The sequence below is a fragment of the Providencia rettgeri genome (assembly GCF_023205015.1).
Lineage (GTDB): Bacteria > Pseudomonadota > Gammaproteobacteria > Enterobacterales > Enterobacteriaceae > Providencia > Providencia rettgeri_E.
The window spans coordinates 1,937,303-1,957,002 of sequence record NZ_CP096258.1; the positions used below are offsets into that span (position 1 = coordinate 1,937,303).

Consider the following 19,700-nt stretch of genomic DNA (forward strand, 5'->3'; position numbering starts at 1 on the left):
ATGACCATGATACGTTTTTGCCCTCACTGCCAAACAGAGCGACCGTTAACTGAGATTTTTTGTGCTGGGCAAATTAAAACACCGCAAGGAGATAATCAGCTTTGTGGTTGGGATTTAACCCTTGAACCCATTCATGAGTCTGGTTGGCGTCCTATTGATGTACCCAATAGCTCGGTTGAGCGTCCACAACTCCATATCGATGAAAACAATCAGAATAACCAAATTATTGAGCAAAGAGTTTGTGTGAACGGGCATCCAATGGGCGAGGGGGATTTCATCTGCCTCGAATGTGGGGAAGATGCCGCTGTCGAACTTAGAAATACTGAGGAACCATCTCAAACACGGATAGGCAATTGGCGACTTGAGCGACGTATTAACCAAACTGATAGTCCAAGGGAACGTTACTTAGTTACACATATTGAAAGTGAAAAAAGTGGCGTACTAACCTTATATCAAAAAGGTGAAGAACCTGATCCCACTATTTACCAAGTACTTCAACTGATCCCAACAGACCACGTGCCTGAGTTTTATGAAACGGGTCGCTGGGAAAACCGTGCTTGGCATGTGACAGAATTACTGGAAGGTGGCTCACTCAACCAATTTATTCAGCAAGGGGATTTTTGGCAACCTCATGAAATTCCAAAATTAGTTGAGGAAATGGGGCAAGCGATAGCGGCATTTACCGAGCATGGTTTGCGCCATCGTAATCTGTGTCCCGCTAATTTATTGATCCGCAGCCGTGAGCCTTTAGATATCGTGGTTATTGAATATGGCTCTGCGAGTTTGTCTGAATTTGACCTTGATATCGTAACACCTTTGGATATTTCCCGTTATAGCGCACCAGAAACTTTAGCTGGTGGTGTGAGTGCTGCATCAGACTGGTGGAGTCTCGGGGTTATTCTATTAGAGCAACTAACCCGAGGGCAGTGTTTCGCCCAAATTCATGATAATGCATTTTTAATCCGAGTCATGACCAATGGTGTTGATTTACCTGATGATTTAGATCCCAACTTACAACTATTATTACGTGGATTACTGTGTCGGGATCGTTTTTTACGTTGGCAATGGCCGCAGGTGTCCGCGTGGTTGGAGGGGAAAGCCGTCCAAGCCCCACAAACCGCGATAGCAGGCTCGTCAGCTCAATACCATCAAGTCCAGTTTGCAGGTCAGCAATTTTCTCAGCCAGATACTTTTGCCATGGCTGCAGGTGAACAAGCGCATTGGGATGATGCAGTCCAATTTTTGTTACGCGGGGAGTTAACATCATGGCTCGCAAAATTTGATAATAGTCAGGAGCAGCTCAAGCAACTTCAGGGCTTTTTAGACAGTGAAAAATCGCTAGATGAGTCTGAGCAGAGTGAAATAAATCAAGATATTAAGCTCACTCTAGCCTTAAAAATCCTCAACCCGAATATGCCATTTATTTATCGTGGTGAAATTATTACGCCTGCATGGTTATTAGAACAACCCGCTCTTGCCTATGCACTCATTAGCGAGCCATTAAATCAACACATTCAGTATATTGATCCACAACATTGGCTCGTACAGCTCTACCATCGCCAATGTTTAGTACGCCAACGCGCTGAACAATTGAATATATTACTCAATGAAGAAAGCCTGAAACTGTATTTGTTGATCACGTCAATTAGCCAGCTCGCTGCGCGTTGGGAATTGCTGCATAGCCAGTTTCCTGACTCTCATAACGAAAGCCTACAAGCCTTATTAGATAGACAAAATCGACAAGAAATTGATTATATTTTATTGCTAAGTGCCGATCTTGGGCAGTTTATTGCTTTGAGCACGTTAGTCGAGCAAGCCTTTGAATTAGCGGAACAAAATGATATCCACAGTTTTGATAAAGCAATAGCCAAAAACCAACTTTTGTTACCAAGAGGGGAGCTATACCAGCTCATTAACCTCCGAGTCAGTGATTTTAAACGTATTGGGCTTCCTGAACTCGATAGTTGGGTGGATAACTTTTTATTAACGCGTCGCTTGCCGTTAGAAAAAATACTCGTTTTGCTCGCTATTCCATTCGAACATTGGCAAGTCCCCGAGTCACAAAAATATGTTCTTGAAGTTCTAAGGTTTTTTACACAAAAGCTCACGTCAGTGACACAACGTGGAAACCTAGTGCGCATGCGTTTAACGCAAAATACTGGACGAGTCGATTTAATGGAATGCGATAGCCCGGTTCGCCGTGCGAATATGCTACTCGAACATTTATTGAATCGTAAAAAAAGTGCGGTTACCATTGATAGTGATTTGCTATTACAACATCAAGGTGTTAATAACCGGTTACGGATCCTACACTCAGATACGCAGTTATATCAACGGGATACAGGTATTGATGGCATGTATCTTGGTTTCCCATTCTTATTATTGCACACACAGCCGAACCAAATTAAGCCACGAATAGCGCCTTTGTTTTTATGGCCGGTTTCGTTGCGTACTTCTTTAGCTCAAAATAGCCCCATTCAGCTTAGTTTTGATCAGGAACGGGGGGCAATACGCTTAAATCCAGCACTAGCAAGCTTTGCGGGTATACCTTCAGTGACTGAATGGCAAACAGTATTAGATAATTTATTATCTAAAGCGGGTTTAACCATTGAAGATATGATGGAAACACTTTCGTCTTTATTGCCGATACAAGGTACGGAACTGACGCCACTACCGTCGATCACTGCTCCAATTGCAGAGAATAGTGCACAAATCTGTTGTTCAGCGGTACTCTTCCATACCTCGTTTATTGGCCAGGCGATGAGTAGCGATTTACAGCAAATTGCTGGGCAACCGATTTCTCAAACAGCCTTAGCGACAATGCTAAAAGTCACGCCGCTCGACAACATAAATGGAATACAGTCAGATAATTTACTTAACCAGTATGCGTTGTCATTGGCCGATCCATCACAAGAACAAGTAGTTCAAGCTGCTCAAGGGAATACGGGACTATTGATTGAAGGGCCGCCAGGAACAGGGAAAAGTCAAACCATCGTGAGTTTGATTGCGGATGCAATAGGACGTCAGCAAACCGTTTTAGTGGTATGTCAAAAACCTGCGGCACTAGAGGTAGTCTATAAGCGTTTGATTGCGAATGGATTAGGAGATAGAGCGCTATATATCAGCCAAAGTCAAAGAGGGCGTGACACTATTTTGGCAGTGAGGGAGCAAATTGAGCAACTTTGGGAACAAGGAAAAAGCCAGCTCAGTGAGCGTGATTGGCTAGGAGAAAGAACTCATCTTGTTAATCGCGTTCAACTTTTTGAACGAAAATTAGACAGTTATTTTCACTCGCTGAATAATATCGACGAAAAGTTTCAAGTATCTTATAAACAAGTATTAATCCAATTGATTGAACTTGAAAAGCTTCCTCATTTTGATATTGATGAACAGAAAATTAAGCCATTATTAGCACAACTTGATAGTCATACGATTGAGCAACTAACGGATGACTTGAAGTTACATACATATACATGGTGGCAATTGGATTATGAAAATAATGCACTAAACGCCTTAGCGCAGTTTACGGCAGGCGATCCTCAATATTTATTGTTTAATCAATCTATTACTACATTGATTGAGACGGAAAAGCAGCGTGATGAAGCCTACCAAACAGAATATCAGCAAATTACGTTGACTCAATTATCGACTCATGAGCAATGGTTAACACAGTATGAAACACAATTTAACCAACTAACGACTGAACAATGGCAGGCACTCTCCCGTTGGTTACCACTCTTTAGTGGTGAAGCGGGAAATTCCATTATTCGCCAACTTCAGCAGTTGTATGAGCGTTTATTATCGATTAGTGAAGAGAATACAGACCCGTTATTATTCCCTGTACTTAGGGAGGTTGATAATCAGCATCTTGCCCAATTATCTCGGGCATTGATGGAAACAATACAAGGGTCATGGTTGCGTTTCTTGAACCCGTATTACTACCGTCGGCAAAACCAATTAAAGTCATTTATGGCAAGCAGCGGCTTAGCATCTACGACTGAAAAACAGACGTCAGTGCATAACACCATCGCCGCTGAGCAACAATGGCGTTTGCTTGCACAGGAATTACAGCCGCTATATCAACAGCTTGGTCTTGAACTTCAGTTGGGTCACCAATGGCGTAGTACATTGCAACCGCTAGTCATGCAACTAAAACAAGTCGCGGATATGGCTGAGCTTCTCGCTCAGTACCCTGAACCAGTGCATTTTATAGACGCGATTATTCAGCAACAAAAAACAGGATTTACTCATCAATGCTATGAAGTCAGGGCGGCCATAGCAAAATTACGCGCAGGAACGGAAAGCTTAAACCAGCTGAGTGAGCTAGGTAGCGTATTTTCATCAGAAACAGTTGAACGGTTTAAAATGGCCATAGTAAACGGCGAGTCATATACCGCTGAACTGGTGAAAATCGAGGAACAAAAAGAAAATTTATTACGTTACCAAACATTTAGGTCGGATACTCAACACTTTTCGCCGCAGCATTGGGGACTCCTTGGGCTATTAAAACCGGCAATTCAGTCGCTTATTGCCAATGACAATTTCACAACGCAATGGCGAGAACAATTAGTCCAAACTGTTAACTATTACTTCTGTCTGTTCACTAAAGCGCAGTTAGTGGCAACATTGCCTGCATTAAGCACCAACCACGACCAGCTGATGTCGGATCTAGCCGAATTAGAGAATGCCCAAAGACAATTACAACAATTCAATAAATTGGCATTGACGGCGAATATAGATATCAAAATGTTAGGAAGCCGTCGTGAATGGGAAGAAATTACTCGTTTAGCAGGGCCAAGAGCTCGACGTTTGAGGGAGTTTATACAAGAAGGTCGAGAGATTGGATTAATGCAACTACGCCCCGTTTGGCTGATGACACCCGATGTGGCGAGCCAAGTACTTCCACTTGAAAGCGCTATGTTTGACAGTGTTATCTATGACGAAGCCTCACAGATGCCAATTGAATTTGCATTATCGACCTTATTTAGAGCTAAGCAGGCTATTGTTAGTGGCGATGAAAAGCAAATGCCGCCTTCAAAATTTTTCACAGGAAAGCTAATTGAAGAGGATATTGATGACGAAGAGGATGACCAACAAGAATTGGCGGGAGAGCAATGGGATTATCGGCAAATCAGTGATTGTCCTGATTTATTGCATTTAGCGCGAACCGTATTACCTATTCATACGCTGGATATTCATTACCGTTCTGCCTACCGAGAACTAATCAATTTCTCCAATTTCGCCTTTTATGAAAATAGGCTCAATATTCCAGCGCACTTTTCAGCCAAAATGGTCAGTGAAATTAAGCCATTACAGCTTATTCCAGTTAATGGTACTTATGTTAACCAAAGCAATGAAGCGGAAGCTATCGTCATCGTAGAACATTTGGCCTCAATGTGGCAGCGGCCTTTCGAGCAACGCCCTTCGGTGGGGGTAGTTACATTTAACCAAAAGCAAGCTACATTAATTAACCAAATAATTCAATTACGTGCAGCACAGGATGAAGACTTTCTTCAAGCCTATGCGAAGGAAACCAAACGCACTCATAATGACGAAGATATGTCATTTTTTGTGAAAAATGTGGAAAATGTGCAAGGTGATGAACGAGATGTGATTTTATTTTCTACCACATTTGGTCGCAATACACAGGGGACATTCAGACGTAACTTCGGGGTATTAGGGCAAACCGGTGGAGAACGGCGTTTAAATGTTGCTATTACTCGTGCTCGTCAGCAAGTCGTGATTATGTCATCGATGCCAATAGATGAAATTTCTGATTTATTAGCCACTTACCGCAAACCAGAAATCCCACGGGATTATTTACAAGGCTATCTGGCTTATGCATTAAATGCATGTAACCCATTAATGCAAAAAGAAAACGAAAAACTTCTCCACCGCATGTGCCATACGCGGTCTGCAGTTGATAGCGAAACGCTCCCGAAAAATGCGTTTGTCGATTCGGTCATGGATTTTATTCGACAAAGTGGCTGGCAGGTAACTACCGCAAGCCAAAATGGGGTATTCCATTTTGATGGTGTTGTTGAGGAGCAAACCAGTGGTCGTTTGCTCATCGGTATTGAATGCGACATACCATCACATCCATTATTGAAAACAGCCCGTTCTAGGGAACTGTGGCGTAGCGCTGTTTTGACGCGAGTGGTACCCGCGCGTTATCGAGTTTCTCTTATCGAGTGGTATCAAAATCGTGATTTGGCACAGCAACGGCTGCATGGCGCCATTTCTCAGGCTTTATTAACCTCAACCTCCTCTCAAATAGAGAGCTTAGACCCGCAAGAAGGTGCGTTATGAGTTCATCGGTTCATCGTATAACTGTTAGGGAAATGAATGAAATTCAGTGCCGGCGTCAGCTTGTGGTAGCTAAACGTCGATTTAAACAGTGGCAAATATTGGCAAACAATAGCCAATATCATCAGCCGCGTATTGCACAAATCACACAAGCTTATCAGCAGCTAATGGAAAATGCTGCTCAGCTTGCCACATTGTCATCACGCAATTTAAGCTTATTGAATAACCAATTGGTTGAGTTTACTGGGACACTGAATAACGAAGTACAGGAAGTTCGTGAGCAACAACTTGAAAAACAAGCGTTATTAGCCCGGACAAAAAAACACAGAGAACATAATTTGGCTGAGTTAATCACATTGGTTCGTGAAAAACTGCCAAATGAAGTCGAACTACTTGCACAATTAGTTTCGGCAAGTGAACAGGATGAAAATCAATCGAATAAACTGATTTTTAAAGCACTCGCTTTATTGAGTCCGCAATCAGCAGCATTAACGCCAACAGCTGTGGCATTATTGAATCAACTAAAAGCACAATCTGAAGGCGTAAAACAATTCTGGCAATCAGGCTTACCTCAAACGCCGTTTGCTAAGCAATGTGAACAGATCCTATTGATGATTGAAAAACTGAAATTGATGACCTCAATTGATGATGCTCAACGTGCTGAGCAACAACTGGTTGAGCTTCGGGAGCTTAAAGAAGGCACACAGCGCCATTTACGTGCCGATTCATTGATCATGACATTGGCGGAGCAATTAAAGTTAAGCCAGCAACGCGTCGAACTTATCGATAAAATTGAACAGCTTTGTGATGAATTGGCTATTTTTGCGAGTGACGAAAATGAAGTCATGATTTCGAATGCGCTAGCGAGTATACAATCAAGCTCGATAGAAGCGTTAACCACATGGATCGATAAGCTAGGCAGCGCAGTGAGTGTAGCCGAGCAACAAGTTGTTGCTGCTGCACAAAGGAAAACGGTCTTAGATGGGTTAGGGAAACTCGGTTATCAAGTTCAAGATACGGATGTTAAAGCATGGCTGGAGGATGGCAAAGTGGTTGTCACACATCCTGCCACGCCGGGATATGGGCTTGAATTAGGCGGGAAACAAGCGCGTTTTCAAGCGCGTACAGTGGCTTTTTCTGCAGGGCGAGATAATTCACGAGACTTGGATGTTGATGCAATTTGGTGCAATCAGCACCAACAATTACAAGATATTATTGCTCAAACAGATGCGGAACTTGTTGTTGAACAGGCGCTACCAGCTGGAAGTGGCGAAATGAAAGTGTATGAAACTCAATCTGAAGAGCAACGTCGCAATATTGCTATAAACCAACCCAAAACACGCAGTAAGTAAATATGGCTAAAAAAGCTTTAGTCGCATATTAGGAAATTATTTAAAATAAAAAAGCTGAATTCGTTAGGCGCGAATTCAGCTTTTTTGTTATGTCTGCCATTTATTATGCGGTATGCATACTTTGTGGGTTTGTTTGTCCTTTTTTACGGGCTAATACGATTTTGCTATACAGTAATGCAATCACAAAATACACAGCCTGAGTAACAACGATAGTTGGCCCAGTTGTCGCATTGATGTGGAAACTCAAAATAGTGCCTATGACGCTGGATGTCACTGAAGCGATGATGGCGACTACCAGCATTTTACCGAAGCTCCGGCATAGGACAAATGCAATAATTCCCGGTGAGATCAGCATGGCAATAACTAAAATGATCCCAACCGCTTGCAGTGAAGCGACAATGGTTAATGCAAGTAAAGACAGTAAACCATAATGTATCAGTTTGACGGGTAGGCCAATCACTCGGGCTTGGTTAGGGTCAAAACAATATAGCATAAAATCTTTACGTTTCAGTAAGATAATCGCAATGGTGACGCCTGCAAATAACAAGATTTGTTTAAATTCGCTATCCGTGATCCCTAAAATATCGCCAAAAAGAATATGTGTTAGGTGCTGTTCTGTATCTATTTTAGCGAACATCACTAAACCGACAGCAAACATCCCGGAAAACACAATCCCCATGACGGTATCTTCTTTTATCCGACTATTTTCTTTTAAATATCCCGTTGCGACAGCGCAGAATAAGCCAGAGGCGAACGCACCAATAGCCAAGGGAATACCCAATAAAGAGGCAATGATGATCCCAGGTAACACGGCGTGGGAAATTGCATCCCCCATGAGTGACCAACCTTTTAATACTAAAAAGCACGATAAGATGGCACACACGGTTCCGCTAACAATTGCGGTTATCAATGCTTTTTGCATAAACGGAAATGCAAATGGAGCCATCAATAAGTCAATGAAATCACTCATGAGATGCTCCTTGTTGGTGTGATTGGTGTAGTTGAGCGACTTCCTTTTTGGCTTTACGTTTTGAGGCAAGAATACCGTGCTTAGGTGCAAAGAAAAATGCCAGCAGGAAAATAATAGTCTGTAGGGTGACAATTAACCCACCGGTAGCACCATTAAGGAAATAACTGATATAAGCGCCAACAGCACTGGTTACGGTACCAATCGTGACTGAAATAATGAGTAAGCGTTTAAATTGATCGGTTAATAAATAAGCGGTTGCACCTGGTGTAACAACCATCGCAATAACAAGGATTGCCCCAACAGTTTGTAAGGCAGCGACGGTACAAGCACTTAATAAGGTAAAGAAAATAATTTTTAGGCGTAATGGATTCAAGCCAATGGACCGCGCGTGGCTTTCATCAAAAAAAACGGCTAATAAATCTTTCCATAAGCACAACAGAACAATAAATGAAACGCCGATAATAATTTCTACTTGTAACACGTCAGAATCCGCAATACCTAAAATATTACCAAAAATAATACTTTGCACATTGACGGATGTTGGGTTCAATGAAACGATCAACAAACCTGCCGCAAAAAAAGTAGAAAAGATAAAGCCAATAACAGCATCTTCACGTAAACGAGTTAGATGCTTTATTAATGTCATGGCAAGTGCTGCAAGGATCCCGGTAAAAAAGGCGCCTGCCGCATAGGGTAAACCTAAAGCATAAGCACCAGCCACTCCTGGGACAACGGAGTGGGAGAGCGCATCTCCCATTAATGACCAGCCTTTTAACATCAAATACGCTGATAAAAATGCACAGACAGCACCAACAATGGCGCTGACCCAAATGGCTTTTATCATAAAATCATATTCAAAGGGCTGTAATAACATCTCAATCATTCGGAACCCTTAGCTTGGTTTTTTCGAACAGGCGCATCATGGTCATGACCATAGAATACAGCTGCTCTTTCATCATCGGTAATGACGGTGACAGAGCGTGGGTCATCATCATCATGAAGCTCTTGACCTGACAGGTTAATATGACGCAGCACACCACCAAACGCATTTTGTAGATTACGCTGTGTAAACGTGGTTTCGGTTGGGCCACTGGCTAACACTGTGCGATTGATTAAAATTACGTGGTCGCAAAACTCAGGCACACTGCCCAAGTTATGTGTTGAAACGAGGATAAGGTGGCCTTCGTCACGCAAACTACGCAGCAGGTCAATAATGGCGTTTTCAGTTTTAACATCAACCCCCGTAAAGGGTTCATCAAGGAGTAAAACTTTGCCTTCTTGTGCAAGTGCTCGTGCTAAAAAAACCCGTTTTTTCTGACCGCCTGAGAGCTCGCCTATTTGGCGATGCTCAAGTCCTGCAAGATCAACCCGTTCTAATGCCATTTTGACAGCGTCTTTATCGGCTTGTTTAGGGATGCGAAAAAAACCCATCTTGCCATATCGGCCCATCATCACAACATCTGAAACGAGAACAGGAAAGTTCCAGTCTACTTCTTCTGTTTGTGGGACATACGCAATCACGTTTTCTTTCAGAGCCGTTTTTATCGGCTGGTCATTTAATGTCACACTGCCAGAAGATGGGGTGACAAGCCCCATAATGGTTTTAAATAGCGTGGACTTTCCACTTCCATTTACGCCAACTAAGGCACAAATAGAGCCACCAGAGATTGTAAAGCTTGCGTCATAGATGGCGGTGTGACCATTGTTATATGTCACTGTCGCATCATCGACGATAAGATTCGGGTGTTCGAATTGACTTGAGTGATTCATATTACTGTGAAAATCCTTTCGCTATCGTGTCTACAGTCGTATTTAAAAGGTCTATATAGGTTGGTACCGGGCCATCGGCCGCTGACAATGAGTCAACATATAATACGCCACCGTATTTTGCCCCTGTTTCTTTGCTGACTTGGCGAGCAGGCTTATCAGAGATTGTACTTTCACTAAATACCACAGGAATGTTGTATTTACGGACGGTATCAATCACCTTTTTTACTTGTTGAGGAGAGCCTTGCTCTTCCGCATTGATTGGCCATAAATAGACTTCTTTAAAGCCATAATCTTTTGTTAAATAGCTAAATGCGCCTTCACTTGAAACTAACCAACGTTCATTTTCTGGAATGCGGTTTAAGCGCTCACGTAAAGGGGCATCAAGCTCAGCAATTTGCTGCGCATATTTTTTCGCATTAGCATTATAGGTTTCTGCATTTTCAGGATCATATTTGACTAATGCTTGACGAATATTCTCAATATAAATCTTAGCATTGGCAGGTGACATCCATGCATGTGGGTTCGGGTTATCTTTATACTCACCTTCACGAATTGGCATTGGCTCAATACCTTCGGTGACTACGACAGCAGGGACATTTTTAAAGTTTTCAAAGAAACGTTTGAACCAAACTTCCAGGTTCATCCCATTCCATAAAATTAAATCAGCGTCATAGGCTTTCATAATATCTTTAGGCGTCGGTTGATAACCGTGAATCTCAGCCCCTGGTTTCGTTATAGACTCGACAATTGCCGCATCTCCAGCTACATTTTGAGCGATATCTTGGATAATAGTAAAAGTGGTGACAACCTTAAATTTTTTAGCAAAAGCTGGCTGGCTAAAAAAGATGACTGCTATCAAAGCAAACATACTGGTTAGTAAAGGTGCAGATAATCGAGATACGTTCTTCTTCATAAAAGTTGACCCTGACATTATTAGTTTAGCGTTTTTTAACATAGAGTTGTTAAGGTTTATAACAATTATATTTTATATCTCAATTGATAATGATAATCAATATCAATTGAGGAAAATAAACATAAAAATTGTGGAATAGCATTATTTATCATTATAGGCTTCTAAGTCCCATGGCTATTTGTATGACTAAAACACGTCCTGAAGTAAAAGTTAAGTAAAAATTATTTTATTTTTCTTGGGATTAGTTATTCTGCCATCGGCTTTCATCGCAGAGGATTCGACAGTGAAAAAAATAATTGGCGGTACTTTTGTGCTACTGCTACTTGCAGGTTGTTCAAGCGAGCCAGATAGGCCTGTAACAAAACAGCGGATGTTAGAGCCTACAGGGCCAATAACAGCACAAAATACGGCATTCCCAAGAACGCCTTTTGATGAGTTTATTCGTGAGTCTGCGGCTCGTTATAGTGTTGATGAAGCTTTAATTAGAGCGATTATTGAGGTCGAATCCAACTTTAGGCCTGAAGTTGTCAGTAAATCCAATGCAATAGGTTTGATGCAGATTAAAGCTTCGACAGCGGGGCGTGACGCATACCGTTATCAGGGGAAGTCGGGAGAGCCGAGTTCTCGTGACCTAAAAGATCCACAAAAAAATATTGATATTGGTACAACTTATATTCGTATTTTAAGGGAACAACACCTTGCTGGAATAAGCCACCCTCAGACATTATATTATGCAACGGTTGTCGCATATGTGAACGGGGCGGGGGCATTATTAAGAACATTTGATAACGATAAAGGCCGTGCAATTGCGATGATTAACAGCTTATCACCGGAAGAATTTTATCAGCATGTACAAACAAAGCACCCTGCACCGCAAGCCCCGCGCTATTTGTGGAAAGTTAAAAATGCTTACAATGCATTAGCGATGTCTTATTGATATTCTTTCATTAAATGTGGGAGCTGCGCGACAATTTCAACAATACCGTTGATAACAAATTGCACTCCCATACAGATTAATAAGAACCCCATTACCCGAGCGATCGCATCAATACCACTATTACCTAACCATCTCATAATTGAAGTTGCACCTTTTAAACCAATCCAAACGATAAGACTAGCAATAAAAAAGGTGATCACGGGGGCGATTTTTAAAACCCATGGAGCAAAGCTCACATTACCTTGTAATGATGCTGTGGAGCTGATGATCATGGCGATAGTACCAGGGCCGGCAGTACTTGGCATTGCGAGGGGAACAAAGGCAATACTAGGGGATTCTTGGCGCTTTTTGGGAACATTTGGGTCATCAAGGGCATTAGTCGTCGGGTCTTCCCCAACATCACTACTAGGAAACAGCATACCAAAGCCAATAAATGCCACAATTAATCCACCTGCAATTCTAAGCCCCGGTATTGATATTCCGAATGTATTCATGACTAATTGGCCCGCGTAAAAAGCGATAGTCATAATTGCGAATACATAAATAGAAGCGAGTAATGATTGATGGTCACGCTGTTCTTTTGTCATATTAGCAGAAATGCTTAACATGACCGCAATAGCAGTTAAAGGGTTGGCTAGAGGAAGTAGTAGCACAAGACCAATACCAACGGCTTGAAATAACTCAAAAAAATTTGTCATGGAAGTTCGATTCCAGCTCCTGATTAATGAAAATAAAGCGCCTTATCTCAAATGATAGCAAAATTTCTTATAGATCTGTAGGTTAGCATTTATATCTAGTGAGACACTTTATGGAGGTAGGTGGTTACGATACTGAAGAATAAGGATTGATATCATTTATTAGCTTATAGATAATTGAAGTTGTTCACATTAACTGTGGATAACAAGGGCTTTCATCTGTGAATAACTTGTATTATCTATTAAATAACAATGAGATATGATGTTGTGGCAAAAGTATTCAATTTTTACAGGCAAAAAAAAACCTTTTTATAGGGGATAAAAAGGTTAAGGGCATTTAGTAACAGGTTGTCTTTAAGTTGATATGGGATTTATTATATCTGCTGCAATGTTATTTACTGATAATTTATGTAAATTCATTAAAAGAATTCAATGTAACAGACGACCAAAGAGTAAAAAAATATGTTAAACGGAATCAACCATTTAACTTTAGCTGTAACTAATCTAGATAAAAGTATTGGTTTTTATCAATCACTACTTGGTATGACGTTACATGCGAGTTGGAAAAAGGGCGCCTATATCTCCTGTGGCGATTTATGGTTATGTTTATCATTAGATACAACTCGCCAATTTTCGTCCCCAGAAAAAACGGATTACACACACTATGCCTTTAACGTTGATGCGAAAGACTTTCTTATCGTTGTTGATAGGCTAATGCAAGCGAATGTTATTGTCTGGAAAGAAAATAAAAGTGAAGGAAATTCTTTTTATTTTCTTGATCCTGATGGCCACAAATTAGAATTACATGTAGGCGGTTTATTGCAACGCTTAAAGAGTTGCCAAGAAAAACCGTATGAGGAAATGAAATTTTATTAAAAAGAGTTATGGATTTCTTTACAAAGGATTTTTAGTTTTAAAAATAGCTTTACGCAGAGTTGTATATCCTATTTTCAGTTAATTTTGAATAATAGGAAAAAAAATGAAAAAACTCATAGCAACATTAGCTGGGGCGTTTATGCTATTAGTTTTGGCATTTGCCATGTTACTAATCATTTTTCCTCAGCAGTGGAAACAAAGTATTTATCCAAGTTTATCTCAAGTATTGCCTGCATCGCTCAGTACTGTCTTGCCGCAAGGTTTAGCAAGTAATAATATTTGTGATAGCTTGGAAGATAATTTGCAAAGTTTTGCTGACTATTTAAAAGTTAATCAAGACGTTGTAGATATTAAAGGCATGAATAGCTTAGATGAACAGTTAGCGAATATCCAAGCTCGAATCGATGCAATGCCAAGTGATGTGCGGAATTTAGTTTGCCAACAGGAATATAGTAAGTTAGAAGGCTTAAAAAGTGTCTTTTCATTAGGTCCCACTAACTAATTATTTTTGCTATTAATATTACTCCTCTACATATTCTTCCACTCAAATTTATCTATTCAATTATGATATGCTAATAGCAACATTTTGGCTTGCAGGTAACATAATGAATATATTTAAATTGCCATTATTGAATTGGTTAGTTGCTAATGGGATAGCGGTTTATTTTCTTTTTAGACAAGGGCTTTTAGACTGGACGTTTTCTGGTTGGATGGGAATTTTAGGTATCTTAGTGGCGCTTGAAAGTGTAAGTTGGGTTGTGGCGAGTCTTTATTATTTTTATAAACATAAAACATCACCAAATCCTACTGTAAAGGCAACGCATTTAGTGACTAATGGGCCCTATCGATTTTCACGTAATCCAATGTATTTAGCTTTTACATCAATGAGCTTAGCTTTAGCTTTTTTCTCGCACTCTCCTTATTTTTTGGTAGCAGGTTTGGTCTTTTGGTTAATTACCGATCTGTACACTATTCCCCAAGAAGAACGCTTTTTAGCGGAAAGATTCACTGAAGAGTGGGAGCGTTATCGCAAGCAGACACGACGTTGGCTATAATTACTGAAGAATTCATTGTATCCAGTGGATCGCATTGGTATTCACTTTCTTTCGCAAAAAAAGAGAAACTATTTCCTGTATTAGATAGCTTATTTGCCATTTAATCGGGAAGGTATTGATTTTTCATATGAAGAATAACAATTAGCGGCTTTACGCTATCGCCATAAAATAGGTCTGTGTTATCATTAGTAATTGAGTTACTCACGATGTGGGGAAATAGGGCGCTTAAGTTGTCTATATTTGTGTACATATCTCGCATAGTGAAGTGAGAAATCGTTAGTAACGTATTGATTTATAACTTTGGAATAATCAAGCAAGTGATCTGGCGTGTGGGTCACCACTGCTGATAAGGATTTTTTAATGCCTGTTATTACTCTTCCTGATGGAAGTCAGCGTCAGTTTGAGCATCCCGTTTCAGTGATGGATGTTGCTCGTGACATCGGAGCGGGTTTAGCTAAAGCCTGTATCGCGGGTCGAATTAATGGTGAACGTGTTGATGCATGTGAAATAATTGAACATGATGCAAACGTGTCCATTATTACGAGCAAGGATGAAGACGGACTCGAAATTATTCGTCACTCTTGTGCTCACCTGTTAGGCCATGCCATCAAGCAATTATGGCCAAATACGAAAATGGCGATTGGGCCTACTATCGACAATGGTTTTTACTATGATGTCGATTTAGACCACATGCTGACGCAGGAAGACTTGGAAAAGCTTGAAAAGCGTATGCTTGAGCTTGCCAAAACAGATTATGAAGTGGTGAAAAAACGTGTTTCTTGGAGTGAAGCTCGTGAAACTTTCGTTGCCCGTGGCGAAGACTATAAAGTTGAAATTTTAGATCAAAACATTAGTCAAGATGACCGCCCTGGTTTATATCATCACGAAGAGTATGTTGATATGTGTCGCGGTCCACACGTACCAAACATGCGTTTTTGCCACCATTTTAAATTACAGAAAGTGGCTGGCGCATACTGGCGTGGTAACAGCGATAACAAAATGCTGCAACGTATTTACGGCACCGCATGGGCTGATAAAAAACAATTAGCAGCCTATTTGTTGCGTTTAGAGGAAGCTGCTAAGCGTGACCACCGTAAAATTGGCAAACAATTAGATTTATACCATATGCAAGAAGAAGCGCCGGGTATGGCGTTCTGGCATAATGACGGTTGGACAATTTTCCGTGAACTGGAAACCTTTGTACGCACTAAACTGAAAGCCTATAATTATCAGGAAGTGAAAGGGCCATTTATGATGGACCGCGTCTTATGGGAAAAAACAGGTCACTGGGATAACTATAAAGATGCCATGTTCACGACGTCATCTGAAAACCGTGAATATTGTGTCAAACCAATGAACTGCCCAGGTCACGTACAGATTTTCAACCAAGGTTTGAAATCGTATCGTGACTTACCATTGCGCATGGCAGAATTTGGTAGCTGTCACCGTAATGAGCCATCAGGTGCGCTGCATGGTTTAATGCGTGTGCGTGGCTTTACTCAAGATGATGCACATATCTTCTGTACTGAAGAACAAATCTTAAGTGAAGTAACTAGTTGTATTGAAATGATTTATGATGTTTATGCAACTTTCGGTTTTGAAAAAATTGTTGTAAAACTATCAACCCGCCCTGAAAAACGTATCGGCACTGACGAAATGTGGGACAGAGCGGAAGAAGACTTAGCGAATGCCCTGAAATCAAAAGGTATTGAGTTTGAATACCAGCCAGGCGAAGGTGCATTTTATGGTCCGAAAATTGAGTTCACGCTGTATGACTGCCTTGACCGTGCATGGCAATGTGGTACTGTCCAGTTAGACTTCTTCTTGCCGGGCCGTTTAACAGCGTCTTATGTAGGTGAAAATAACGAACGCATCGTTCCTGTAATGATCCACCGTGCAGTGCTAGGTTCACTAGAACGCTTCATTGGTATCTTAACAGAAGAGTATGCAGGCTTTTTCCCAACATGGTTAGCACCACAACAAGTGGTCGTAATGAACATTACTGATGGTCAAGCAGACTATGTTCAAGAATTAGTTAGCAAGCTGCAAAGTGTTGGCATTCGTGCGAAAGCGGACTTACGTAACGAGAAAATCGGCTTTAAGATCCGTGAACACACGCTGCGTCGCGTCCCTTACATGTTAGTATGTGGTGATAAAGAAGTTGAATCAGGCAAAGTTGCTGTACGTACCCGTCGTGGTAAAGACTTAGGTAGCCTTGATGTCAACGAATTCATGACAAAACTGCTCGAAGAGATCCGCAGTCGTCAACTCAATCAGATGGAGGAATAAGGTATTAAAGGCGGAAAAAAACTCCCTACAGCGCGTCCAAATCGTATTAACGATGAAATTCGTGCAACAGAAATCCGTGTCACTGGTTTAGACGGTGAACAACTTGGCGTAATGAGTGTGCGTGAAGCCCTCTTTAAAGCAGAAGAAGCTGGTGTCGATTTAGTCGAAATCAGCCCAAATGCCGAGCCGCCAGTTTGTCGTATCATGGACTACGGTAAATATCTTTATGAGAAGAGTAAATCTCAAAAAGAACAAAAGAAAAAACAAAAAGTTGTTCAAGTGAAGGAAATTAAATTCCGTCCGGGAACAGACGAAGGAGACTACCAAGTTAAACTACGTAGTTTAATTCGCTTTTTGGAAGATGGTGACAAAGCTAAAGTAACACTGCGTTTTCGTGGTCGCGAAATGGCTCACCAACAGATTGGCTTAGAAGTGCTTAACCGCATCAAAACCGATCTGGATGAACTGGCATCAGTTGAATCATTCCCATCAAGGATTGAAGGACGCCAGATGATCATGGTATTGGCACCAAAGAAAAAATAATTAAGCCAGTCTGGTTATAGCGAAGTCTTGCTAGAGTCTAGCAGCGCTCATTTGGGCGCTGCTTCTCTGTTTTATTCGTAATGAAAAATATTATTATCGATGAAAACAATGCCATCTCAGCTAAGACAATCGGCATATTTGGCATCTTGTTATTTGTTTCATTAATGAATGGAAATAATCGTGTCAAAGTGATAATTGGCTTCAAAAGCCAAGTTTTCAAATAGTTCAGTACGATTTATTGCAAGATTTACTTGAGTAATCCAGCAAGAAGCATTAAAATCCGCGGTCGAATCGCTTTGTTAGCGTATAGTGCATTAAGACAAAGCAAGAATATCGTACATGCGTCAGGCAGTAACTATTGAGTGACGGGTGTATTTGCTTGAGAGAAGCAAATCTCTTTATCCAATTGGAGGAATGAAGTATTAAAGGCGGAAAAAGAATCCCAACAACACGTCCAAATCGTATTAATGATGAAATTCGTGTTCCAGAGGTCCGTTTAACAGGTTTAGACGGTGAACAGTTAGGCATCATGAGCGCACGCGAAGCGCTTGAAAAAGCTGAAGAAGCAGGTGTAGACCTCGTTGAAATCAGCCCAAATGCTGAACCGCCAGTTTGTCGTATCATGGATTACGGCAAATTCCTTTATGAGAAGAGCAAATCTCAAAAAGAGCAAAAAAAGAAACAAAAAGTTGTTCAGGTGAAGGAAATTAAATTCCGCCCTGGTACAGATGAAGGTGATTATCAGGTCAAACTACGCAACCTGACTCGCTTTCTGGAAGATGGTGATAAAGCTAAAGTAACACTGCGTTTTCGTGGTCGTGAAATGGCTCACCAGCAGATTGGTCTGGAAATGCTTAACCGCATCAAAGCTGATCTGGAAGAGCTGGCATCCGTGGAGTCTTTCCCTTCAAGAATTGAAGGGCGTCAGATGATCATGGTGCTGGCACCGAAGAAGAAATAGTTAGGCCTGCAAGTAATATTCGTTTATAGCAATATAGATGTTATTCGCCTAATTAATTCGTAGTTAATCACAATGCGAAGTTGGAAATAAAAGAAATGCCAAAGATTAAAACTGTACGTGGCGCAGCAAAGCGCTTTAAAAAAACTGCAGGCGGTGGCTTTAAGCGTAAGCATGCAAACCTTCGTCATATCCTGACTAAAAAGTCAACTAAGCGTAAACGCCATTTACGTCCGAAAGGAATGGTATCTAAGGGCGATCTGGGTCTGGTAGTAGCCTGCCTGCCTTACGCATAAGTAAACAATTTAGTTAATTAAGATAAAAGACGATAGGAGATAGCTATGGCTCGCGCAAAACGTGGTGTAATCGCACGTGCACGTCACAAAAAAATTCTGAAGCAGGCGAAAGGTTACTATGGTGCACGTTCACGTGTTTACCGCGTAGCGTTTCAGGCGGTAATCAAAGCTGGTCAATACGCTTACCGTGACCGCCGTCAACGTAAACGTCAGTTCCGTCAACTGTGGATCGCACGTATTAACGCTGCGGCTCGTCAGAATGGCCTGTCTTACAGCCGTTTCATCAATGGCTTGAAAAAAGCTTCAATTGAAATCGACCGTAAGATTTTAGCAGACATCGCAGTTTTCGATAAAGCAGCATTCACTGCTTTAGTAGAAAAAGCGAAAGGCGCTTTAGCTTAATTGTTTGCTTGAAAAGAGGAGGGTAACTTCCTCTTTTCATTTATAGTGATTTGTGTTAATACTTTAGATACAGTCAGTTATTGAGAGTTCGCTACATGCATTCTGTTATTTTTCGTTTCTTTTTTTACTTTAGCACCTGAATCTCGGGGGCTTGTGCGCGTAAATAGAAAGAAGAAATGAAAGATTACGCTAAAGCCTCCTTAGGGAGGCTTTTCTGTTTCTAGTTTTAGGTTAAGTACAGTAAAATCAGTTAAGTATTCATTCATTACCAAATGGAATGTGAAGCTTAATATATATAGTGAATAACTAGCAAAAAGACCAATTGGTCATAAAGGGGA

Annotated in this window: 17 protein-coding genes and 1 other annotated feature; of the genes, 12 read left to right on the forward strand and 5 right to left on the reverse strand. The window is 41.1% G+C overall.

Going from position 1 to position 19,700, the window contains the following annotated elements:
* On the forward strand, positions 1–6,309 hold the full coding sequence (locus M0M83_RS08895) for a protein kinase domain-containing protein (protein WP_248468286.1): 6,309 nt from the start codon (positions 1–3) through the stop codon (positions 6,307–6,309).
* The gene (locus tag M0M83_RS08900; protein ID WP_248468288.1) at positions 6,306–7,658 is read left to right on the forward strand and encodes a hypothetical protein; all 1,353 of its coding nucleotides are present in this window, start codon (positions 6,306–6,308) and stop codon (positions 7,656–7,658) included. Before M0M83_RS08895 ends, M0M83_RS08900 begins: the two co-directional genes overlap by 4 nt.
* A gap of 103 nt (positions 7,659–7,761) precedes the next feature.
* On the opposite strand, the gene M0M83_RS08905 is transcribed toward M0M83_RS08900, so the two are convergent.
* The 4 genes from M0M83_RS08905 to M0M83_RS08920 are packed head-to-tail and all read right to left on the reverse strand — an operon-like array spanning position 7,762 to position 11,311.
* Positions 7,762–8,628: a metal ABC transporter permease gene (locus M0M83_RS08905; RefSeq protein ID WP_125890935.1), complete on the reverse strand. Its 867-nt coding sequence runs from the start codon at positions 8,626–8,628 to the stop codon at positions 7,762–7,764.
* Positions 8,621–9,511, reverse strand: a complete 891-nt coding sequence (locus M0M83_RS08910) for a metal ABC transporter permease (RefSeq protein ID WP_125890936.1) — start codon at positions 9,509–9,511, stop codon at positions 8,621–8,623. The genes M0M83_RS08905 and M0M83_RS08910 overlap by 8 nt, the downstream gene beginning before the upstream one ends.
* A complete protein-coding gene (locus M0M83_RS08915) occupies positions 9,508–10,398 on the reverse strand; it encodes a manganese/iron ABC transporter ATP-binding protein (protein ID WP_102139218.1) in 891 nt (296 codons plus the stop codon). Before M0M83_RS08915 ends, M0M83_RS08910 begins: the two co-directional genes overlap by 4 nt.
* A gap of 1 nt (position 10,399) precedes the next feature.
* Positions 10,400–11,311: a metal ABC transporter substrate-binding protein gene (locus M0M83_RS08920; RefSeq protein ID WP_125890937.1), complete on the reverse strand. Its 912-nt coding sequence runs from the start codon at positions 11,309–11,311 to the stop codon at positions 10,400–10,402.
* Positions 11,312–11,594: 283 nt separating this feature from the next.
* Between M0M83_RS08920 and M0M83_RS08925 the strand changes: the two genes are divergently transcribed.
* Positions 11,595–12,248, forward strand: a complete 654-nt coding sequence (locus tag M0M83_RS08925; protein WP_213913273.1) for a transglycosylase SLT domain-containing protein — start codon at positions 11,595–11,597, stop codon at positions 12,246–12,248.
* On the opposite strand, the gene M0M83_RS08930 is transcribed toward M0M83_RS08925, so the two are convergent.
* Complete coding sequence (locus M0M83_RS08930; RefSeq protein WP_248468290.1) at positions 12,242–12,946, reverse strand: MarC family NAAT transporter; 705 nt, start codon at positions 12,944–12,946, stop codon at positions 12,242–12,244. The two genes, M0M83_RS08925 and M0M83_RS08930, sit on opposite strands and share 7 nt — an antisense overlap.
* Before the next feature lie 459 nt (positions 12,947–13,405).
* On the opposite strand from M0M83_RS08930, the gene fos reads away from it, so the two are divergent.
* From fos to pheM, 9 genes are all read left to right on the forward strand, one after another.
* Positions 13,406–13,819 carry a fosfomycin resistance glutathione transferase gene (fos, locus tag M0M83_RS08935; RefSeq protein ID WP_213913272.1) on the forward strand — a complete coding sequence of 138 codons (414 nt, stop codon included), beginning with the start codon at positions 13,406–13,408 and terminating at the stop codon, positions 13,817–13,819.
* Between the two features lie 103 nt (positions 13,820–13,922).
* Positions 13,923–14,321 carry a hypothetical protein gene (locus M0M83_RS08940; protein WP_125890941.1) on the forward strand — a complete coding sequence of 133 codons (399 nt, stop codon included), beginning with the start codon at positions 13,923–13,925 and terminating at the stop codon, positions 14,319–14,321.
* A gap of 103 nt (positions 14,322–14,424) precedes the next feature.
* Positions 14,425–14,874, forward strand: a complete 450-nt coding sequence (locus M0M83_RS08945; RefSeq protein ID WP_125890942.1) for a methyltransferase family protein — start codon at positions 14,425–14,427, stop codon at positions 14,872–14,874.
* Positions 14,875–15,234: 360 nt separating this feature from the next.
* Positions 15,235–17,163, forward strand: a complete 1,929-nt coding sequence (gene thrS / locus M0M83_RS08950) for a threonine--tRNA ligase (RefSeq protein ID WP_125890943.1) — start codon at positions 15,235–15,237, stop codon at positions 17,161–17,163.
* Positions 17,164–17,166: 3 nt separating this feature from the next.
* A complete protein-coding gene (gene infC, locus M0M83_RS08955) occupies positions 17,167–17,706 on the forward strand; it encodes a translation initiation factor IF-3 (protein ID WP_071524538.1) in 540 nt (179 codons plus the stop codon).
* A 421-nt stretch (positions 17,707–18,127) separates the two neighbouring features.
* On the forward strand, positions 18,128–18,667 hold the full coding sequence (infC, locus tag M0M83_RS08960) for a translation initiation factor IF-3 (RefSeq protein ID WP_071524539.1): 540 nt from the start codon (positions 18,128–18,130) through the stop codon (positions 18,665–18,667).
* Between the two features lie 95 nt (positions 18,668–18,762).
* On the forward strand, positions 18,763–18,960 hold the full coding sequence (gene rpmI, locus M0M83_RS08965) for a 50S ribosomal protein L35 (protein ID WP_004263702.1): 198 nt from the start codon (positions 18,763–18,765) through the stop codon (positions 18,958–18,960).
* A 45-nt stretch (positions 18,961–19,005) separates the two neighbouring features.
* Entirely contained in the window at positions 19,006–19,362 is a 357-nt protein-coding gene (rplT, locus tag M0M83_RS08970; protein ID WP_004263714.1) for a 50S ribosomal protein L20, read from the forward strand.
* Between the two features lie 89 nt (positions 19,363–19,451).
* Positions 19,452–19,581, forward strand: a sequence feature (Phe leader region).
* Entirely contained in the window at positions 19,458–19,502 is a 45-nt protein-coding gene (gene pheM / locus M0M83_RS22005; protein WP_136134757.1) for a pheST operon leader peptide PheM, read from the forward strand. It overlaps the preceding feature by 45 nt.
* Positions 19,582–19,700: the final 119 nt, after the last annotated feature.

What these genes read in the sequence shown, in the direction of transcription:
- M0M83_RS08895 (WP_248468286.1), top strand. Translation starts at nt 1, where the DNA reads ATGACCATGATACGTTTTTGCCCTCACTGCCAAACAGAGCGACCGTTA.
- M0M83_RS08900 (WP_248468288.1), top strand. Translation starts at nt 6,306, where the DNA reads ATGAGTTCATCGGTTCATCGTATAACTGTTAGGGAAATGAATGAAATT.
- M0M83_RS08905 (WP_125890935.1), bottom strand. Translation starts at nt 8,628, where the DNA reads ATGAGTGATTTCATTGACTTATTGATGGCTCCATTTGCATTTCCGTTT.
- M0M83_RS08910 (WP_125890936.1), bottom strand. Translation starts at nt 9,511, where the DNA reads ATGATTGAGATGTTATTACAGCCCTTTGAATATGATTTTATGATAAAA.
- M0M83_RS08915 (WP_102139218.1), bottom strand. Translation starts at nt 10,398, where the DNA reads ATGAATCACTCAAGTCAATTCGAACACCCGAATCTTATCGTCGATGAT.
- M0M83_RS08920 (WP_125890937.1), bottom strand. Translation starts at nt 11,311, where the DNA reads ATGAAGAAGAACGTATCTCGATTATCTGCACCTTTACTAACCAGTATG.
- M0M83_RS08930 (WP_248468290.1), bottom strand. Translation starts at nt 12,946, where the DNA reads ATGACAAATTTTTTTGAGTTATTTCAAGCCGTTGGTATTGGTCTTGTG.
- fos (WP_213913272.1), top strand. Translation starts at nt 13,406, where the DNA reads ATGTTAAACGGAATCAACCATTTAACTTTAGCTGTAACTAATCTAGAT.
- M0M83_RS08940 (WP_125890941.1), top strand. Translation starts at nt 13,923, where the DNA reads ATGAAAAAACTCATAGCAACATTAGCTGGGGCGTTTATGCTATTAGTT.
- M0M83_RS08945 (WP_125890942.1), top strand. Translation starts at nt 14,425, where the DNA reads ATGAATATATTTAAATTGCCATTATTGAATTGGTTAGTTGCTAATGGG.
- thrS (WP_125890943.1), top strand. Translation starts at nt 15,235, where the DNA reads ATGCCTGTTATTACTCTTCCTGATGGAAGTCAGCGTCAGTTTGAGCAT.
- rpmI (WP_004263702.1), top strand. Translation starts at nt 18,763, where the DNA reads ATGCCAAAGATTAAAACTGTACGTGGCGCAGCAAAGCGCTTTAAAAAA.
- rplT (WP_004263714.1), top strand. Translation starts at nt 19,006, where the DNA reads ATGGCTCGCGCAAAACGTGGTGTAATCGCACGTGCACGTCACAAAAAA.